The following is a 19,359-nucleotide window of genomic DNA, read 5'->3' as shown; positions in this document are numbered from 1 at the left end:
GTTATGGAGAGAATAAAACCATAATCTAGAAATGGAGCGTGTCAAAATGATTAAAACCTATGATGAGGAGTTTAAAGAGTATATCGCTAAGTTAGTAGTAGAAGAAGGAAAGAAAGCTACAGAGGTTAGTAGTGAAATGGATATCTCAAGCAAAAACATATATCGCTGGGTAAAAAAGTATCGGGAAAAGTTAAAGCAAAGTAAAGAAGGAACAGAATATATTACACCTGGAGAGTACAAGAAACGTGAGAAAGAACTGCTAGATCAAATTAATGAATTAAAGGAGGAGAATGAGATTATAAAAAAGGCGGCGCACATCTTCATGAAAGGCCGATAGTTAAGTTTAACTTTATGTATGAGCACCGAAAGGAATTTCGAGTTGTGAAGATGTGCGAAGTCCTAAAGGTTTCAAAGAGTGGATATTATAAATGGATAAAAACCAGCAAAGAAAACAACTTGCCTTGTAAGCAAAGAAAAAAGAGGTTAATGGCAAAGATCCGTAGGCTATTCTTTGAATATAGGTCTGTTTATGGTAGCCCTAGGATTACCAGGGAATTATGGAAACTTGGGATTAAAATAGCTGAAAGAACTGTTGGTAAATATATGCGGGAAATGGGGTTACGAGCAACACCGAAGAAAAAGTTTGTGGTAACAACGGATTCTAAGCATCAAAATCCAATTTACCCTAATCTATTAAATAGACAGTTTGAAGTAGACAAACCAAATAGTGTTTGGGTAACGGATATTACGTATATTTGGACAATGCAGGGTTGGTTGTACTTAGCGACAGTGATGGATTTGTTCTCCCGAAAAATCATAGGGTGGGCTACAGATAAAACGATGACAAAAGAATTGCCATTAAGAGCTTTGGAACGAGCTATTAGTTCAAGAAAACCAGGGGAAGGGTTAATCCACCACTCTGACCGAGGAAGTCAGTATACCTCTCAGGATTACATTGATCGGCTTAAGGAATGTAACATGCAAATAAGTATGAGTCGTAAAGGAAACTGTTATGACAATGCGTGCATGGAGTCATTTTTTTCCTCACTTAAAAAAGAGCTAGTGTACAGACAGAAGTTTGAGAACCGTGAAGTAGCAGCTAAGGAAATATGGAAGTACATCATGAGCTTTTATAACGCAAGAAGGAGCCATTCGACATTAGGCTATGTATCGCCAAATGAGTACGAAAAACTCCATGGCAATAAGCAAAAAGCAGACAAAGGAGAAAGTGCCGCATAATCTCAAGTGGCAGACACAAAGCAACTTTACACGGAGTGGCGGGTATGTTAGCCTCCTTGGCGAGCCACAGGTTCTGTAACCTATGTGGCTTCGTGGCTAGGAACACATGCCCGCAGAGGCTCCGTGTCAAGTTGCGAAGAAACGAGAGAACCCAGCTGATGGACATCTAACCAAGTTATAAGAATATTAAGTATCAGAATTCTTTAACGGAAGTTTGTAAAATCAACTCATATAACCGATATTTCTCTCTAATTTTTGTCTACTTTCTTGACAGAGGACCAAATGCGGCCAAGAAATGGGATAGAGGTAGAATCTAGTCCGCATTTTGAGAGAATGCGGCCAAGAAATGGTGTAGATGTAGAATCTAGTCCGCATTTTGGAATAATGCGGCCAAGAAATGGGATAGAGGTAGAATCTAGTCCGCATTTTGAGAGAATGCGGCCAAGAAATGGGATAGAGGTAGAATCTAGTCCGTATTTTAATAGAATGCGGCCAAGAAATGGTGTAGATGTAGAATCTAGTCCGCATTTTGGAATAATGCGGCCAAGAAATGGGATAGAGGTAGAATCTAGTCCGCATTTTGAGAGAATGCGGCCAAGAAATGGGATAGAGGTAGAATCTAGTCCGCATTTTGAGAGAATGCGGCCAAGAAATGGGATAGAGGTAGAATCTAGTCCGCATTTTGAGAGAATGCGGCCAAGAAATGGGATAGAGGTAGAATCTAGTCCGCATTTTGAGAGAATGCGGCCAAGAAATGGGATAGAGGTAGAATCTAGTCCGCATTTTGAGAGAATGCGGCCAAGAAATGGGATAGAGGTAGAATCTAGTCCGCATTTTGAGAGAATGCGGCCAAGAAATGCATGAGAGGAAGAATCTAGTCCGCATTTTAAGAGAATGCGGCCAAGAAATGGGATAGAGGTAGAATCTAGTCCGCATTTTGAGAGAATGCGGCCAAAAAATGCGTGAGAGGAGGAATCTAGTCCGCATTTCTATTTAGCCCCCTAACTCATTTGGACACCTCAAACATAAAATTATAAAATAAATTATATAAGGAGGAGGAGTCGGAAATGAGTAAGGGACCATTCGAAGAAGTGAAGAAGAAATATGTTCGTATGGCACTAGAATCAGGTAATACTTCATTTATTGCACGAAAGGTAGGTGTAGCTCCTAAGACTTTACAAACATGGGTCAAGCTATACAGAGATGAGATAGAATCAGATATGGAAGAAGAAGGAGTTCTACCTCTTTCGGAGAATTCCACTCAATCAGATTTACAAGCTAAATATGACCATGCAATGAAGCTTTTAGGGGAAAAAGAGTTAGAAGTTGCCTTACTTCGAGAACAGGTAAAAAAAAACTTGAAGGGCTAGATCAGCAAATTGAACTTGCTAAAGAGTGGATAGAAGAGGGTTTTCCAGCCAAACGAGTTTTAAGAGTACTAGGAATCAACCGTTCTACCTATTATTATCGGATTTCTCATAGTTCAACTCCTAAGGAAAGGACTGGCGGGCGTCCTATTCCAGGCTATTCAAGAACCCGAAGAGGGAACAAAATCTTAGATAAAACCATTAAAAATTACCTCATGAAATTAATTGAAGGCGAGGAGTCTGTTTATGGTTATCGTAGACTGACTCGTTGCTTACAAAGAAAATATAAGCTAATTATAAATAAAAAGAAGGTTTACCGGTTGTGTAGAGAGTTAGATATATTATTACCACAACGAGAGAAAAAGGTGAAATACCCTCGTAGACTAGCTAAAAACCGCATTGTAACTGGACCTAACCAACTTTGGCAAGTAGATATAAAATATGGTTATGTCACTTCATCTCGCCGATTCTTTTTCTTGGCGAGCGCAATTGATGTATTCGACAGAACGATTGTAGGTCATTATAGGGGCAAATCTTGTGAAGCTACAGATGTGGTTAGAATGCTTCAGAAGGCCATGTTAGTTAGGGGAATACACGCCGATAGTGACCAACAGTTAATCATTAGAACAGATAATGGACCACAATTCTGTAGCCATAAATTCAATGAATTCTGTAGTAGTCAACCGACGGTTGAGCATGAGAGAATCCCACCAAGATCTCCTAACCTAAATGCTTATATAGAGTCATTTCATAGTTTATTAGAAAGAGAATGTTATCAAATATTTGAATTTATTACTTTTGAGCAAGCCTATAGAGAAGTGGATAATTATATACGTTTTTACAATGAAAGAAGATATCATGGCAGCCTTAATGATTGGCCACCTAGAGAGTTTTTGAAGAGATGGCAAGCAGGATTAGTTCAATCTATGGAGCTAGCTATGTAGTATTATTTTGCCTTCTTTTGTCCCAAAAATAAATCAGCCAATTCTGGAATGGAATCAAGGGTGAGCGTAGCGAGGGCGTAGCCTTTACCCTTGATGGAATGAAAGAGGTGGCTACACTGAATAAGGACAAAAGAAGAAAAATAAGAATCAACGAATAAGTAAGATATTTAGAGTATGTGTCCAAACTTAGGGGGTTGGCCCGATTTTAAGAGAATGCGGCCAAGAAATGGGATAGAGGTAGAATCTAGTCCGCATTTTAAGAGAATGCGGCCAAGAATTGCATGAGAGAAGGAATTTAGTCCGCATTTTGAAAAAATGCAGTCAGAAATCCTCCTTGTGATAAAGCTATTAATCCACACCATGTATAGACCCCAGTCCAACCACTCATTGTGACGAATATCATTTCAAAATCCTGAGAAACCTCCTAGAATTAATGGAATAATCAAACTAAATTAAGGAGGATTCAACTTATGGAAGTGAAATTAAAAAAAGCTAATCTGCCTCTCGTTTATTCTTGCTCAGGGTGTTCATCGGCTGCGCAGACAGCAAACATGGTTGCAATAAAGATGGATCGGGAAAAAATAGCTGAAATGTCGTGTATTGCTGGAGTGGGTGGAGATGTAAAACCGCTAGTGAAAACGGCAAAGTCGGGCAGGGATATTATTGCGATTGATGGCTGTCCATTGGCATGCACTAAGAGCTGTCTTGCTCGGCATGATGTTACACCGACGTACCACATAGACCTGTCTGATTATGATGTTCCAAAGTTAAAGGGGAAAGACCCTGATCCAGAAAACGTTGATAATGTGTACAACACTGTATTAGAACTATGTGCAACACAATAATGCTCTATTAGAGATATGTTTGAGTTAATAAAACTGTAATTGAGCGTGAAGAGCAAGCTAATTTAGTTTTTGCGTGAATAAAATAGCAAACTAAATCAGGGTGAGATATAGCATAAATAAAATAGCAAACTAAATCAGGGTGAAACTTATGACCATGGAATGAAATGATAGCTATTTTTTGGTGAACGCTTTAGCATATATATAAAAGCAATCTTATTCTGGGGCAGCCCAATTAGAATTCCACCAATTTAATTTTTCCCAAACAAAACAAAAAAGGGGGTAATAAAAAAATGACTCAAAAGGTGGCATTGATCACTGGAGGTTCGCATGGAATGGGACTCCAAATATCCAAGGATCTGATCCAAGAAGGGTACGTCGTTGTATCCATGTCTAGAAACAAAGGGCGTGGGGAGAGTGTTGCCAAGGAGCTCGGCCGCAATTACAAATTTATCCCCGGAGATGTAACTGGCCAAGGGGACATCAATAAGGCGTATGAGCAAATCAAATCCCAATTTGGCCAGCTTCATGTGCTCATCAATAATGCGGGGATTATTACTGCGGGCGGCATTGAGGAACTAGCAACCGATGATTGGGAAAAAATGATCGATGTGAATTTAAACGCGCCGTACAAACTGACGAAAAAAATGCTGCCACTTCTGAAAGCGGGGGAGGGAGTAAACCGTTCCATTTTAAACATATCGTCCATTTCTTCTAAAATTAGCGGTAGCTCCATCGGTTACTCTACGTGCAAGGCGGGCATCGACATGATGACGCGGTCATTGGCCAAGGAGCTAGCGCAGTATGGGATTAGAGTGAATTCCGTGAACCCAGGACTAGTTGATACAGGCTTCCAAGTGACGAATGATGTGGTTTCGGAAAAAGAATATGGACAGTTTTTGGAGCAGGCGGCAAAGCCTTATCCTTTAGGTGTTGGTAGGGTTGAAGATGTTTCAAATCTCGTTATGTTTTTAGTATCTGAAAAAGCAAGGTGGATTACGGGATCAAATTATGTCATTGACGGCGGCAGATTGGTCAACTAGAGGATTCTATTTCGGACTTGGACAAGACATTACATTTTAAGACGAATCTTACTAAATTTCGAGTGGAATAAGTTATAATGAGAGAAATGGCCTTTTTGCTGATTGGGTGAGGTCATTTCTTTTTGTGTGAAAAAATCCGAAGCTTCAGCGACTGTTCATTGATGATTAATGGGATTTGGTTCAAACGCATTTGCCCATCCACTTATATATAGAAAGGTCTGTACAACACTATGGTTATTGAATTGCTCATTATTTTTCTTATATTATTGTTTGGGAGTTTTGTTCAAGGGGTCAGTGGGTTTGGGTTTGGACTCGTTGCGATGAGCTTTCTACCTTTCTTTTTTACCGTAAAAGAAAGCACGCTCCTCGTCGTTTCCCTAGCCCTAGTCCTCTCGGCAAGCATTGCCCTACAAATGTTTAAACACATTCAATGGAAGTCGTTGATTGTGATTTTGACTGCTGCGCTTGTAGGGCGGCTTGGGGGGTTCTTCATTCTACATAACTATGGAGAACATGACATCTTAAAAGTTATCCTCGGTATTTTCCTAATTGGTGTCGTCGTTTATTTGTTCCGGAGCAAGCCGCCTAATCCCGACAAGAAGGTGAATGGAACGTGGTTGCCTATTGCTCTTGGTTTAGGCGGGGGCTTAATTGGCGGCATTTTCGCAGTGGGAGGGCCATTCTTTGTATTCTATTTCATGCTGCTTTTTCCGAATGATAAATATGCTTACAGTGCGAACCTTCAAATTACATTTTTGCTGACGGCAGTGATGACAGTGGCGCTCCACGGTGTGAGTGGTGACTTCACTGTGGATTTCCTTGGGTACTTTTTAGTCGGACTTGTAAGTGTCCTGGTGGGTTCGCGGGTTGGGGTCTTATTGTTTGCGAAGCTATCCCAGGCAAAAATAAAGAAGATCGCGGCGATCGTGGTGGCTGTCGCGGCTGCTAACTTGATCATTTTTGGTTAAATAAAGGGGTGTGGGTGCTGCGTGTGAGTGGTCCATGCCTTTTAGTTGTGGAAACATAATTGATGGCTCAAATCTTTGTGAAAAATTAGATTGTTCATAGATAAATGGTAAACACTAAATAAACTGAAGAGGATTTTGGAAATTTAAAAGCTAATTAAAATGAAGTCAACCTGCAGTAAACATTTTGTAATTATATAAAGGAAAGGAACTAGAAAATGAAAGGTATTATTTTTGCCCTGCTCGGCGGAAGTTTTATCACTCTCCAAGGAGTAGTGAACGCTAGGATTAGTCAGGATATTGGAGTTTTTCAAGCGATAACTATAACGCAACTGACTGGATTCATACTTGCTTTTTCTATATTTGCCGTTGTGAGGGACGGCCATTACAGTGATCTGCAAAAAGTGAAGTGGCCTTACTTATTTGGTGGTGCCTTTGGGCTTCTCATCATCTTTAATGAAGTGACGGCAATCCAAACGATTGGGGTAACCCTTACGATTTCCGTTCTCTTAATTGCGCAAATCGTGATGGCGTTTATTGTGGATGCAACAGGTCTTTTTGGGTTGCGAAAACTAAAGCTTCATGGCTGGCAATTTGTTGGTATCGGAATGATGATCCTTGGTGTTATCATCATTCAGCTTTAATAATGAAGCAGTATAATGGCTTGCTGAGACAGGAGTCGATTTTTTATAGAAGAGGCTCGAAAGAAAGAAGAAAGAAGTGAATGAATTATGGTATTGGGAATAATATTAGCGGCAGTCGCTGGTGCTTTCGTCAGCATTCAGACTGTTTTCAATAATAAAGTGAATGAAAAAACTGGCTCATGGCTGACAACTTCCCTAGTTCTCAGCATGGGATTTATCTTTGCATTGGTCGCAAGCATCTTGATGGGGGAGTTTAACGCATCCCAACTTCTTCAAATGGAATCGTGGTACTGGCTTGGGGGAGTTACTGGTGTTGGGGTTGTTTTTTGTCTAGTGCAAGCGATCAGGCGGCTTGGCCCGACCTATTCCATCGCCATTGTTTTAACGGCACAGCTTGGGACAGCCCTAATTTGGGATTCTCTAGGCTTGCTTGGTCTTGAAAAAATTCCATTTAGTTTTAATAAACTTGTAGGAATAATTATCATCATTGGCGGTGTCATTGTTTTTAAATATAAAAGTGGATATGTTGATGAAAAAAGTACATAAAGAAGATATTTCTATATAGAAGGTAATGAGAACTGTCTGCTTGGAAAAAGGCATATAGTTGATAGTCTTTGGATATTTATCGAAGTGAAATTGGGATTTCAATACCAATTGTAGGAGAGTGTGATACACTTAAAGTAAGCAGTTACGGAAAGGGTGGGGAGCACTTTTATGAACGTAGTTACGGACAGTCCAGTTGGTATTGTTGAGCGGTTCGTTGCAATGGCACTAGACCTTATCATTGTCTTCGCTATTGCGTTTTTTCTAAGTATTACGGTATACAATGGGGAATCATTTATAAGCTTTCTATTTGTGTCGGCCGTGATTTTATCATACTTGAACACTATTTTTCTTCCGTTACTTTGGAATGGTTACACGCTTGGGAAGCGCATCATAGGAATTAGAATTGAACATGTTGCAGGTCAAAGGTTAACTCTTTTGACGATGCTGATTCGTGAATTGCTCATTCACACCATTTATAGTGCTACCTTCGGGATAGTTGGTGTTGTTAGTGCATTATTTGTTTCAAAACGCGAGGACAAACGATCGATTCACGATTTGTTAGCTAAAACATATGTGACTTCAAACTTACCTGAGGCGAAATGACGCATGAATTACTGAGTTCTTAAGCTATAAAGACATTTTTTAGTTTTTGATAAGAAAACAGTCGTTAAAGTGAGTTGATAACGGCTGTGTAGCATTTTAGGCGAAGAAAACAGTCGATAAAAAAACTATAAAAACAGTTCTTTAGTTTTTGCTAAAGAACTGTTTTTAACATGCTCAAACTCTTTGAATTTCTTAGTTATTCAAACCCATATGTAAACTCGTCTGGGTCTGCACCGACGCGCTCCTCTTTGTTGAGGGCGGCAATTTCCGCCATGTCCTCAGCAGATAGCTCAAAATCAAAGATGTCAGAATTCTGAACAATGCGGTGCTCCTTCACTGATTTCGGAATGGTAACGACACCTGTTTGCAGGTCCCAGCGCAAGATTACTTGTGCCGCAGATTTACCGTATTTTTCGCCAATTGCTGTTAGGGTCGGTTCATCTAAGAGTTGACCTTGTTTTAACGGCGACCAAGCTTCTAGTTGAATCTCCTGTTTTCGGCAAAAATCAAGAAGCTCTAATTGACCAAGATGTGGATGATATTCCACCTGATTCACCATTGGCTTGATTTCTGTTTGACTCATCAATGCTTCTAAATGATGAATCTTGAAATTACTAACCCCAATGGCACGGACCTTCCCGTCCTTGTAGAGTTTTTCCAATGCCTTCCAAGACTCGATAAACTTATTTTTATCCGGGCCAGGCCAGTGAATTAAATAAAGGTCTAGATAATCGAGGTCTAACTTCTTTAAGCTCGTTTCGAACGCCTCAAGGGCGGAGTCGTATCCTTGATCTGCATTCCAAAGCTTGGACGTGATGAAAAGCTCCTCGCGAGGGACGCCACTCGCTTTAATTCCTTGTCCGACGCCTTCCTCATTCTGATAAATGGCTGCTGTATCGATGCTTCGATATCCATGTTTAATGGCGGCTTTAACGGATTCCACGGCTTCAGCACCATCTTGAACTTTGAATACACCTAAACCAAACCAAGGCATTTTCACGCCGTTGTGCAAAGTTGTTGTATCCTGCAAACTCTTTGTCATTTTTATTTCCTCCTTTATAACTAATTATTAAACCCTTTATAGAACTGGAAAAAATTATTTGATACTATAGGCTGCGCCTAATGGGGTTGGTGTCAGCGGGTCTCCTCCAAGGGTAATGGATGCATCGTTGGCCCAGTATGGATTTCTTAGCATGCCGCGCCCCACAGCAATCAAATCTGCAGTTCCTTCGCGAACGGATTCGTCACTCAGTTTTGGATCTTCCAATCTTCCAACCGCAATGATCGGAACTTGAAGGGATTCCTTCATGGATTTGGCTAGGTCTAACTGATAGCCAGGCCCTGAACTGGCAGGTCCAGAATTACTATCACCACCGGAAGAAATATGGAACATATCTACACCAGCTTCTTTATATTTTTTTGCAAGTTCGAGTGAATAGTCTAGATCATAACCTCCTTCAGCATATTCCACAGCGGAAATTCGCATGAGTAGTGGCATATCTTCTGGTATTACCCTGCGAGCAGCTTCAATGATTTCCACGCCGAAACGGGCTTTATCTTTTCCGTATATGTCATCCCTTTTGTTTGTAAGAGGGGAGTGGAACTGATGAATAAGGTATCCGTGGGCGCCGTGGATTTCTATCGTATCGGCACCGGCTTTTACTGCACGTTCGAAAGAAGCTTCGAATTTTTTCACCATGTCCTGCACTTCTTCAGTCGTTAATTCCCTCGGTGCTTTATATTGGTCAGAAAAGGCTTCTGAAGTAGAGGATACTGGTTGAGGTGCGTCTTCAGCTTTCCTTCCAGCATGGGCAATTTGAATGCCAACTTTTGTTCCATATGATTGACAGCTTTCAATAATTCGTTTGAATGCTGGAATCTGCTCGTCTGACCACAATCCGAGGTCATAGTCAGATATTCTCCCGTCTGGTTCTACATCTGTCATCTCCATGATGATGAGACCTGTTCCTCCAACGGCACGGCTAGTGTAGTGAGTGAAATGCCAGTCGTTCGGTATCCCGTCCTTTGCTGTTACGGAATATTGGCACATTGGTGGCATCACGATTCGATTCTTTAGTTGTAACCCTTTGAGTTGAAATGAGTCTAGTAGTGTAGGCATAAAAGTATCATCCTTTCTTTATTCGAGTAAATTGTGTGTAGTTTTGTTATGAATCATGTAAGGGCTTACTATCGTTTTACACCTTATTATGTGAAGAGTCAAACAAAATGCTGAACGCAGGGACGGTTCTCTCGTTTACGCCAGTAAACGGAAGAACCGTCCCTGTGTTCACCCTCGTTTACTTTGCAAATTAATGATATGATAGGGGGAGGTAGTTTAACTTATTTATAGTTCGAGGAGTGAAAGAAATCATGAAGGTAAGAAAAGCCATTATACCTGCTGCAGGATTAGGGACTCGATTTTTACCAGCAACAAAAGCACAACCGAAGGAAATGCTGCCAATCGTAGATAAACCAACGATTCAATATATTGTGGAAGAAGCGATTGAATCAGGGATTGAAGATATTATCATCATCAGTGGTCGAGGTAAGCGTGCCATTGAAGACCACTTTGATAAATCATACGAACTAGAAGAAACATTGTTGAAAAAACAGAAGATGGCTATGCTTGAAGAAGTGCAGGCTATCTCTAATATGGCAAACATTCACTATATTCGCCAAAAAGAAGCGTTGGGGTTAGGTCATGCGATTTCATGTGCAAGCCACTTCATTGGCAATGAGCCATTTGCTGTCCTACTTGGTGATGACATTGTTCAGTCAGATACACCTTGCTTGAAGCAGCTCATTGATACGTTCGAACGCTACAATTCATCGGTAGTAGGGGTGCAACCAGTTGCGGACCAGGATGTTTCAAAATATGGAATCGTTGCTCCAAAATCAACAGAAATTGAGCCAGGTGTCATTCATGTGGATGATCTTGTGGAAAAACCTAAAGTGGAAGAAGCACCTTCTAATTATGCTATTATGGGTCGATACGTTCTTCGTCCAGAAATCTTCCGCATTCTTGAAGAGCTTCCACCAGGAGCAGGAAACGAAATCCAGCTAACAGATGCGATCAAGAAACTAAATGAAGAACAAATCGTTTTAGCTTATGAATTCACAGGGAACCGTTACGATGTAGGTGATAAGCTTGGTTTTGTACAAGCAACTGTCGATTTCGCATTACAACGAGATGACCTGAAAGACGACGTTCGAGCGTATTTAGAAAAAACATTGACTGAATTAAATAAATAAGATGTGATTAGTAATGAAAGCTTTTTGGACCGTCCTCCTGGTGTAATCAGGGGGACGGTTCTTGCGTTTATGCATTGTTTATTGCATGGACGAATCAATTGTTGTTGCATGCATAACAAGTCGGATTTATCCTATCTTTGTGAACGCAAGAACCGTCCCTACGTTCACAATCTTTATGTTATGATACTTGATATAGATAGAGAAGGGGGAGAGGTTTCTTGTCTCATATTGATAGATTAAAAGAAATAATGGAAACGCATTCAAACGACTCGAGCGCGCAATCAGATTCAAGTTCAGACTTGGATACAAACGAGAGTTTAAACGAAATGATCACTGCAATGAGAACTCACAATGCAGGACCTGAAGGAGAATTACCCTTGACCCATGAGATGCTCCTTAACTGGAGTAGTGGTGATTTATTTGGCCTTTCCCAAAACGTAGGAATGGGATGGAAGCCGAACCAACTAACAGGACAGGAAGTTTTGATCCTTGGTACACAAGGTGGAATAAAGGAAGAAGATGGCTCCCCATTAGCCCTTGGTTATCATACTGGGCATTGGGAAGTGGACGTGCTGATGAAGGAAGCTGCCCGTGAGCTGAAAAAACAAGGTAATATTCCTTTTGCAGGGTTTGTAAGTGATCCATGTGATGGACGAACACAAGGAACAACAGGAATGTTTGATTCGCTTCCATATAGAAATGACGCATCGCTCGTCATGCGTCGACTAATCAGATCCTTGCCACGAAGGAAGGCTGTGATGGGAGTTGCAACTTGTGATAAGGGTCTGCCTGCCATGATTATGGGGCTTGCAGCGATGCATGATCTTCCGACAGTGATTGTCCCAGGTGGAGTCACGCTACCACCAACATCAGGAGAAGATGCAGGGAAAATTCAGACCATTGGAGCAAGATATGCAAAAGAGGAAATCACATTAAAGGAAGCAGCTGAATTAGGTTGTCGAGCTTGTGCGACACCTGGTGGGGGCTGTCAATTCCTTGGAACAGCAGCAAGTGCCCAGGTGGTAGCGGAAGCCCTTGGACTCACCGTTCCACATGGCGCATTGGCACCATCTGGTGAGAAGATTTGGAAGGAAATGGCTCGCCAATCAGTGAGGGCTGTAACGAATGCCATTTCACAGAATCTTACTACGAAGGATATTATCACTGATGCAGCGATCAGAAACGCTATGGTGGTGCATGCCGCTTTTGGTGGTTCTACCAATCTATTATTGCACATACCGGCGATTGCCCATGCGGCAGGTCGCCGAGTCGCGGACATTGAAGACTGGAAGTCAATCAACAAACAAGTTCCGCGCCTCGTGAGTGCTTTGCCGAATGGCCCAATGGATCATCCAACCGTCCGTGTTTTCCTAGCAGGGGGTGTGCCTGAAGTAATGTTGCATCTGCGAAAACTAGAGTTGCTGGATCTCAACGTCAAGACGATCACTGGAGAACGACTCGGAGATGTTCTCGATTGGTGGGAGCACTCGGAGCGTCGCAAGCTTGTGAGGGCGCGATTGCAACAAGACGGAATTGACCCGGACGATGTGATCATGAGTCCCGAGAGAGCGAAGGAAATTGGCATGACATCAACGATCACTTTTCCAACTGGAAATATTGCGCCGGAGGGGTCCGTTGTGAAATCCACATCGATCGATCCTTCTACCTTAGATGAAAATGGCGTCTATTATCATAAGGGTGCGGTCAAAGTTTTCCAATCTGAAAAGGCGGTTATCAAGGCAATTAAATCTGGCGACATCAAGGCGAAGGACATCATCATCTTGATGGGATGCGGGCCGTCTGGAACGGGAATGGAAGAGACCTACCAGGTTACATCAGCGATGAAGCACCTGCCGTTCGGGAAGCACGTCACTCTCATCACGGATGCACGATTCTCTGGCGTGTCCACTGGGGCCTGCATCGGCCACGTCGGTCCAGAAGCTCTGGCTGGAGGTCCGTTAGGCAAGCTGCGTGACGGAGATGTGGTAGAAGTGCGGATCGACTGCCGCGAGCTCGAAGCTTCAATTAATTTTGTTGGCGAGGCCGGGGAGGGGGCTGGAATTGGGGCAGGAACTGAGTCTGAAGTTGGAGCTGGGTCTGGGCGTAGTTCTGGATCTGGGGCGAATTCTTACGAGCTTGGGGAAAAAGAGGGTGCGGCTGTCCTCGCTTCGAGGGAATCTCACCCAGATTTGGCTGCTAACGCAGACCTTCCTGATGACACGAGGTTATGGGCCGCACTGCAGGCTGCAAGCGGCGGCACCTGGAAAGGAAGTGTCTATGATGTGGACAAAATCATCGAGGTACTTCGAAAGGGAATGGAAGCTGGGGACTAAGCTTGGGGTAGATCCGTCCTGACGGTGGGGCTGACTCCTGATTCAGGTAACTAATTATTGAATTGGGCGGGTAATCTCACGCGAAAAAGGGAAAGTCGCGTAAGTTCGCGTTCGATAGAGCGTTAATCTCACGCGAAAAAGAGGAATCTGCGTGAGTTCGCGTTCGATAGAGCGTTAATCTCACGTGAAGAAGAGGAATCCGCGTGAGTTCGCGTTCGATAGACAGCTAATCGCACGCGAAAAAGAGGAATCTACGCAAATTCGCGTGAGATAGACAGCTAATCGCACGCGAAAAAGGGAAAGTCGCGTAAGTTCGCGTGAGATAGAGGTGTAATCGCACGCGAAAAAGGGAAAGTCGCGTAAGTTCGCGTTCGATAGACAGTTAATCGCACGCGAAAAAGAGGAATCCGCGTGAATTCGCGTTCGATAGACAGTTAATCGTACGCGAAAAAGAGGAATCCGCGTGAGTTCGCGTTCTATAGACAGCTAATCGCACGCGAAAAAGGGAAATCTACGCAACTTCGCGTGAGATAGAGATACTTTACCTTTTTATACAAAAAAACGAACGAAAAAATTGTAGAGGAGGACGAGATCATGATCAATAAAAATAACAATCCTTTCACTGGGGTCATTCCGCCAGTGTCAACGATCGTAACAACAGAAGGGGCTCTGGACAAGGAAGGCATGGGCCGTTTGATTGATCATTTAATAGGCAAAGGTGTCAATGGACTCTTTTTCCTTGGGACTGGGGGAGAATTCAGTCAAATGAGCCAAGGTGAGCGGAAGGAAGTGGCTGAATTTGCAGTGACTTATGTCAATGGTCGGGTGCCCGTGCTGATAGGGACGGGAGCAACTAGCACGCGTGAAGTGATGGAACTGAATGAGCATGCTGCAATGATTGGGGCAGATGGTGTTGTTGTGATCAATCCTTACTATGCGAAGCTAGAGGCTGACTATCTTTTTCACCACTTCAGCACGATCGCAGCTGCGACAGACCTGCCAGTGCTCTTATATAATTTCCCAGCCCTCACAGGTCAGGACCTCTCGGCGGAGTTTGTCCTCAAGCTAGTTCAAGCTCATGATAATATCGTTGGGATTAAAGAAACGGTCAATGACATTGGGCATGTACGGGAGATGATTCATCAAGTTAAAGGTTACAAGTCAGATTTCAGCGTCCTCTGTGGATTTGAGGATCTTCTCATTAATACGCTGAGCCTTGGAGGCGATGGGATTATTTCGGCAAGTGGGAACTTTGCGCCGGAAATTTCTATTGAAGCTTGCCAAGCATTTGTTGGGAAAAATTTTGTGAGAGTGCTAGAACTGAATGAAAAACTTGCCGCAATTCCTAGCATGTACACGTTGGCAACACCATTCGTGAACGTTATCAAGGAAGCAATCGTGTTGAGCGGTGTAGAAGTTTCAACAGAAGTTTTACCACCGGTCAAAAAACTAGAACCAGAAAGAGTAGAAAAGCTAAAAGAAATCATGACCAAATTAGCCCTGTAAAACGTGTGGTGGCTGGTAAACGAAGGGACGGTTCTTGCGTTCACGAAAAGGCCTGATCTATATTTGGATTAGGTCTTTTTGTCTTAAACAGGTGATCTTTTTAACAAAAAACCTAATAAAAATTAGTTACTACATATAAAGCGAGCAAATAATGATTAGTCAACGTCTGACGCCTCCATTCGAATATTTCTTAACATTTAAGGAAACAATATCCATGTTAGGATTATCAAGAACTTGGAGGAATTACTATATGGAACTGACAAATCTATTGCTTCGTTTGATTACGGCCTATCTAGTGCTATTTGTCCTAGCTAGAATAATGGGTAGGAAAGAGATAGCACAGATGACTTTTTTCAATTTTGTTTCGGCAATTGCTATTGGATCAATTACTGCGAATCTCGCGACAAACCCCAACTTAAGTATTCGTAACGGCGTTATGGCTCTGGTGGGTTGGACAATATTCACATTAATAATGGAAGTTATTGATATAAAGTTTAAAAAGGCTCGAAAAGTTACGACGGGGGAACCGATTATTGTGATTAAGGAAGGGAAAATCATGGAGAATTCCCTGCGAACGACACGCCTAGATATGGATAGTTTAAAGACACTCTTAAGGCAACAAGGTGTGTTTTCCTTGAATGATGTGGATAGCGCCTATTTTGAAACGAGCGGGTATCTATCTGTAAAATTAAAACAAAACAAACTTCCAGCGACAAAGGGAGATATAAATGTTCCACAAAATATGACTATTTACCCTGCTTCTACGGAAGTCATTTCGGATGGAAGGGTAATTACTAATAACCTTTCGAGATTAGATTTAAGTGAGAATTGGTTAAAAAACCGGTTGATCCAAGCTGGAATAAAGGATATATCACAAGTTTTCTATGCGGAAGTTCAACAGGACGGCTCCCTTTATATTGACAGCAAAGATGATAAAATGAAAACTTAACATGGGGGTGAACATGGGGGCGGTTCTTGCGTTTACAATTGTCTGACAATTGTAAACGCAAGAACCGTCCCTCCGATGATGCAGAGACAATTTGCTTTATACGAAGTGCTATTGATATTTTTTGTTACGGTCACCATGTTGATGGTGGCAATTAGCTTGGATTTTCCACTTTATTTGGCGATTATTCCGGGCTTTCTATTAATCTCGTTTTTCGGAAGGCGTAATGGTTTTCAATTGAGAGACGTACTTAAATCTTCAAAGAAGGGGATAAAACGCAATGTGAATGTGGCCTGGCTGCTTTTTTTCATCGGGCTCCTTTTGCCGACGTGGTATTATTCAGGCACGATCAACCACCTGAATGAATTATTTCTGTCGTTAATTTCCCCAACCTATTTCTTACCTACAGTCAAGTGTTTTCATCTTTTTTTATTTATGTTGGATGAATTAATTTTGAGTTGGAGGGGTACCCCTCCAACTCAAAATTAATTTGCACATGCCAAATAGACCTGACGAGATAAGTTTTTTCGAAAGGTCAAGTATGGTATAGTATAGATAACTATTTACGAAGTGGCTGATGCTTCTTCGTAATCATAGGTGATGTTGTGTGTGAGTAGATGGAATGCCACTTTCAAAAACTTGTTCACACACGCAATCGACGCAACTTTATGGGGTTTCCCTTGAGGTTGCGTTTTTAATTTATCATAGTACTCTACAATATGATTCTTGATTCTTTTACGTAATTTAATCATCGTCTGAATCATAAAGTATAAGATTTTTCGTAGCTTGTTATTTCCCCGTTTGTTAATTTTATCTTTGTAAAATGTATTTCCAGATTGATACCGCATGATGTCGATCCCGACATAAGCATTTAATTGTTTGTGGCTTTGGAAACGGCGTAGATCCCCTAATTCTCCAATAAGTCTTACGGCTGTTACTTCACCAATCCCCGGGAAGGAAAGTAACACTTGATATTCGTTACGTTCTCTTGAAAGTTCAACCATTTGTTTTACTAGCTGTTCTTTTTTCTCTTTTAGTTCTGTGATACGTTTAGCGTAATCTCGTACTTGATCACAGCGTACATCATCTTGTGAAATTGCTGGATAAGAATCTTTCGCTGCATTAAGTAGCTCTATAGCCTTTGCTTCGGCACGGGCAAGGGATAAATTCTTTTTTGTATTCGCTTTTATTCTATTTCGTATAACGGTTTTGGAACATCCCAATACTTCATCGGGGTGGGGATAAAGTTGAACGATATTTAAAAAGAGTGCAGAGCGTTTGGAAAACATACGCTCTAATTCAGGGAAACTTTGTTGTAAAATAGCGTGCATTCGGCTGAAAAGATCAATGACTTCACTGTCTAATTCATCATAATAACGTGTTAGTGCACGCATTTGTTTATAATAGCTTTCTTCCTGGTACGTCGTTGAACGTTCTGTTCGAAAATGGGATTTAGCGAGCTCGTGAGCATCACTCTTATCCGTCTTATGCCGGCGCATGGAAGCCGTTTGTAGATTTGCTTCTAATGGGCTAACTCTATGATAGGTGTGCCCTTCTGTTTGACAGAAGTATTCTAAAGCTCTTGAGTAAACTCCTGATGCTTCAAATACAATGTCAGGTGCTTGACCATCTAGTGTAGTAATTTCACAAATCTTATCATTTAATGCTTTAAAAGACGTTTTATTATGATTGATTTCGCCTTCAAATTCACATTTCTTATAACGGTTATAGATAACCATTGTACTTTTCCCCATACTAACATCGAACGCCAGTACATGTTTCATGTTCATTTCTCCTTCTCTTGCCAATCATAGAAGCCTTCACATTGCCTTATCGATTCCACTTTCTTTTACTCGATCTCTACGGACCCAACATACTAAACTGATTCAAATAAGGGTGTGAAGTCGGCCGGTTTTTTATACGGACTCCATAATGGTCCCAGAGGCTGGTCGGCCTCACTTCACTTCTACTATAAAAAAATAGTAGCACAAACCCTGGCCGGGGTCTGTACTACTAATGTTAGTATGTTTTTTTACCATCGCGTTTCTTGTCACTGCCATGATGTCCATGGTTGTTGGTTCCGCCATCGCCAGCCTGAGTATCGTAGGGGTGCCGATGATGGTGGCAGGGGAGCAGTTGGGGCTTCCTGGTGCAGTTGTTGCAGGAGCACTTATTTCCGGTGGCTTTGTTGGGGACCGCACATCGCCAATCTCTAGCTCTTTTCAGCTGCTTCGCGCCTCAGTTGAAATAGACTCTCGGGCACATTTGAGGGCGATAATGCCAACATTAAAGTGGGGCTTTGCATTCACAATATCCATTTTTCTTTTGCTAGACTTTTTTGTGAAAAAAACGGTGGTGACGTCTGCACTCTTGACAGTGTCTCAATTAGATTGGATTGGGATAACCGTTTCCTTGCTTCCACCAGTGGTTTTATTAATAATGATCCTGTTAGGCCAGGAAATGAAACGATGTTTTACATTAGGAATTGTAACTGCCGTGGTTATATTACTTGGACGCGGGGTGGAAATTGGTGTTTGGTTAGAAGGGCTCGCATTCGGAATAAACTCATTAAATGGGTTATTAGATATGCTACCATTTATTATATTTATATTAATTGTGGGGGCGTACTGTCAGGTCATGGAGGACACTCAAATGGTTCAGCCATACATCGAAAGAATTTTTTCCAATAAATCATCCCTTTCGAAAAACACAGCACAATCTATTGGTGTCGCAGCAGGTGTTTCCCTAATTTCACCAAACCAGTCGTTTCCTATCATTCTTACGGCTCGCACTTTGTTTCCACACTGGAATTCATATTTTAATAGCGTGCATTTAGCTAGAATTATAGCAGACTCCACCGTTGTATTTGCAGGGCTTGTGCCGTGGAGCCTTTTGGCGATTCTATGCAGTACGATTGTTGGAGTACCAGTGTTAACGTATGCGCCATTTGCAATATTCTTATTGGTGATGCCACTGATTACATGGACGTACTCATATGTGAATCATAAACGTGGGAGTGAACGCAGGGACGGTTCTCCCGTTTACGACCAGAAACAACAAGGGTTGTGAATGGTGTGAGACAGGAGGAAGAGCTGCTTTTTGAGAGTTAGTACGGTCTTTCGCCAGATG

The 19,359-nt window shown here is 41.9% G+C and carries 17 protein-coding genes and 1 pseudogene; 15 read left to right on the top strand and 3 right to left on the bottom strand.

What is annotated here, in order from left to right; all coding sequences use genetic code 11:
• The first annotated feature begins 46 nt into the window (after positions 1-46).
• From BW724_RS18860 to BW724_RS18815, 10 genes and pseudogenes are all read left to right on the top strand, one after another.
• A pseudogene (locus tag BW724_RS18860) lies at positions 47-1,239 on the top strand (IS3 family transposase).
• Between the two features lie 282 nt (positions 1,240-1,521).
• Entirely contained in the window at positions 1,522-2,103 is a 582-nt protein-coding gene (locus tag BW724_RS18855; protein WP_088076683.1) for a hypothetical protein, read from the top strand.
• A gap of 203 nt (positions 2,104-2,306) precedes the next feature.
• A complete protein-coding gene (locus tag BW724_RS18850) occupies positions 2,307-2,609 on the top strand; it encodes a transposase (RefSeq protein WP_088076682.1) in 303 nt (100 codons plus the stop codon).
• A gap of 8 nt (positions 2,610-2,617) precedes the next feature.
• Complete coding sequence (locus BW724_RS18845) at positions 2,618-3,550, top strand: IS3 family transposase (protein WP_140355011.1); 933 nt, start codon at positions 2,618-2,620, stop codon at positions 3,548-3,550.
• 470 nt (positions 3,551-4,020) lie between these two features.
• A complete protein-coding gene (locus tag BW724_RS18840; protein WP_088076680.1) occupies positions 4,021-4,395 on the top strand; it encodes a putative zinc-binding protein in 375 nt (124 codons plus the stop codon).
• A gap of 290 nt (positions 4,396-4,685) precedes the next feature.
• The gene (locus BW724_RS18835; protein WP_088076679.1) at positions 4,686-5,435 is read left to right on the top strand and encodes an SDR family NAD(P)-dependent oxidoreductase; all 750 of its coding nucleotides are present in this window, start codon (positions 4,686-4,688) and stop codon (positions 5,433-5,435) included.
• 230 nt (positions 5,436-5,665) lie between these two features.
• The gene (locus tag BW724_RS18830) at positions 5,666-6,403 is read left to right on the top strand and encodes a sulfite exporter TauE/SafE family protein (RefSeq protein WP_088076678.1); all 738 of its coding nucleotides are present in this window, start codon (positions 5,666-5,668) and stop codon (positions 6,401-6,403) included.
• Between the two features lie 215 nt (positions 6,404-6,618).
• Positions 6,619-7,044: a DMT family transporter gene (locus tag BW724_RS18825; protein WP_088076677.1), complete on the top strand. Its 426-nt coding sequence runs from the start codon at positions 6,619-6,621 to the stop codon at positions 7,042-7,044.
• An 87-nt stretch (positions 7,045-7,131) separates the two neighbouring features.
• Positions 7,132-7,590, top strand: a complete 459-nt coding sequence (locus BW724_RS18820; protein WP_088076676.1) for a DMT family transporter — start codon at positions 7,132-7,134, stop codon at positions 7,588-7,590.
• A gap of 168 nt (positions 7,591-7,758) precedes the next feature.
• The gene (locus tag BW724_RS18815) at positions 7,759-8,193 is read left to right on the top strand and encodes an RDD family protein (protein WP_088076675.1); all 435 of its coding nucleotides are present in this window, start codon (positions 7,759-7,761) and stop codon (positions 8,191-8,193) included.
• A 196-nt stretch (positions 8,194-8,389) separates the two neighbouring features.
• Here the strand turns inward: BW724_RS18815 and BW724_RS18810 are convergent, their stop codons facing one another.
• Together BW724_RS18810 and BW724_RS18805 are read right to left on the bottom strand one after the other, a co-directional pair.
• Positions 8,390-9,235 (bottom strand): aldo/keto reductase, encoded by an 846-nt coding sequence (locus BW724_RS18810; protein ID WP_088076674.1) that lies wholly within the window; start codon positions 9,233-9,235, stop codon positions 8,390-8,392.
• Between the two features lie 54 nt (positions 9,236-9,289).
• On the bottom strand, positions 9,290-10,312 hold the full coding sequence (locus BW724_RS18805) for an NADH:flavin oxidoreductase/NADH oxidase (protein ID WP_088076673.1): 1,023 nt from the start codon (positions 10,310-10,312) through the stop codon (positions 9,290-9,292).
• A 251-nt stretch (positions 10,313-10,563) separates the two neighbouring features.
• On the opposite strand from BW724_RS18805, the gene galU reads away from it, so the two are divergent.
• The 4 genes from galU (at position 10,564) to BW724_RS18785 (ending at position 16,233) form a co-directional block, all read left to right on the top strand.
• A complete protein-coding gene (galU, locus tag BW724_RS18800) occupies positions 10,564-11,445 on the top strand; it encodes a UTP--glucose-1-phosphate uridylyltransferase GalU (RefSeq protein WP_088076672.1) in 882 nt (293 codons plus the stop codon).
• A 326-nt stretch (positions 11,446-11,771) separates the two neighbouring features.
• The gene (locus BW724_RS18795; RefSeq protein ID WP_088078057.1) at positions 11,772-13,778 is read left to right on the top strand and encodes a YjhG/YagF family D-xylonate dehydratase; all 2,007 of its coding nucleotides are present in this window, start codon (positions 11,772-11,774) and stop codon (positions 13,776-13,778) included.
• A 594-nt stretch (positions 13,779-14,372) separates the two neighbouring features.
• Positions 14,373-15,284: a dihydrodipicolinate synthase family protein gene (locus BW724_RS18790; protein WP_088076671.1), complete on the top strand. Its 912-nt coding sequence runs from the start codon at positions 14,373-14,375 to the stop codon at positions 15,282-15,284.
• Positions 15,285-15,534: 250 nt separating this feature from the next.
• Positions 15,535-16,233 (top strand): DUF421 domain-containing protein, encoded by a 699-nt coding sequence (locus tag BW724_RS18785; protein ID WP_088076670.1) that lies wholly within the window; start codon positions 15,535-15,537, stop codon positions 16,231-16,233.
• Positions 16,234-16,793: 560 nt separating this feature from the next.
• Here the strand turns inward: BW724_RS18785 and BW724_RS18775 are convergent.
• The gene (locus BW724_RS18775) at positions 16,794-18,014 is read right to left on the bottom strand and encodes an IS110 family RNA-guided transposase (protein ID WP_088076668.1); all 1,221 of its coding nucleotides are present in this window, start codon (positions 18,012-18,014) and stop codon (positions 16,794-16,796) included.
• Positions 18,015-18,246: 232 nt separating this feature from the next.
• Here BW724_RS18775 and BW724_RS18770 point away from each other — a divergent pair, with 232 nt between their 5' ends.
• Complete coding sequence (locus tag BW724_RS18770) at positions 18,247-19,299, top strand: Na+/H+ antiporter NhaC family protein (protein ID WP_088076667.1); 1,053 nt, start codon at positions 18,247-18,249, stop codon at positions 19,297-19,299.
• Positions 19,300-19,359: the final 60 nt, after the last annotated feature.

The sequence above is a fragment of the Litchfieldia alkalitelluris genome (assembly GCF_002153425.1).
In the GTDB taxonomy this organism is placed as follows: domain Bacteria; phylum Bacillota; class Bacilli; order Bacillales; family Salisediminibacteriaceae; genus Evansella; species Evansella alkalicola.
This window is presented reverse-complemented; position numbering and strand designations above follow the sequence as displayed.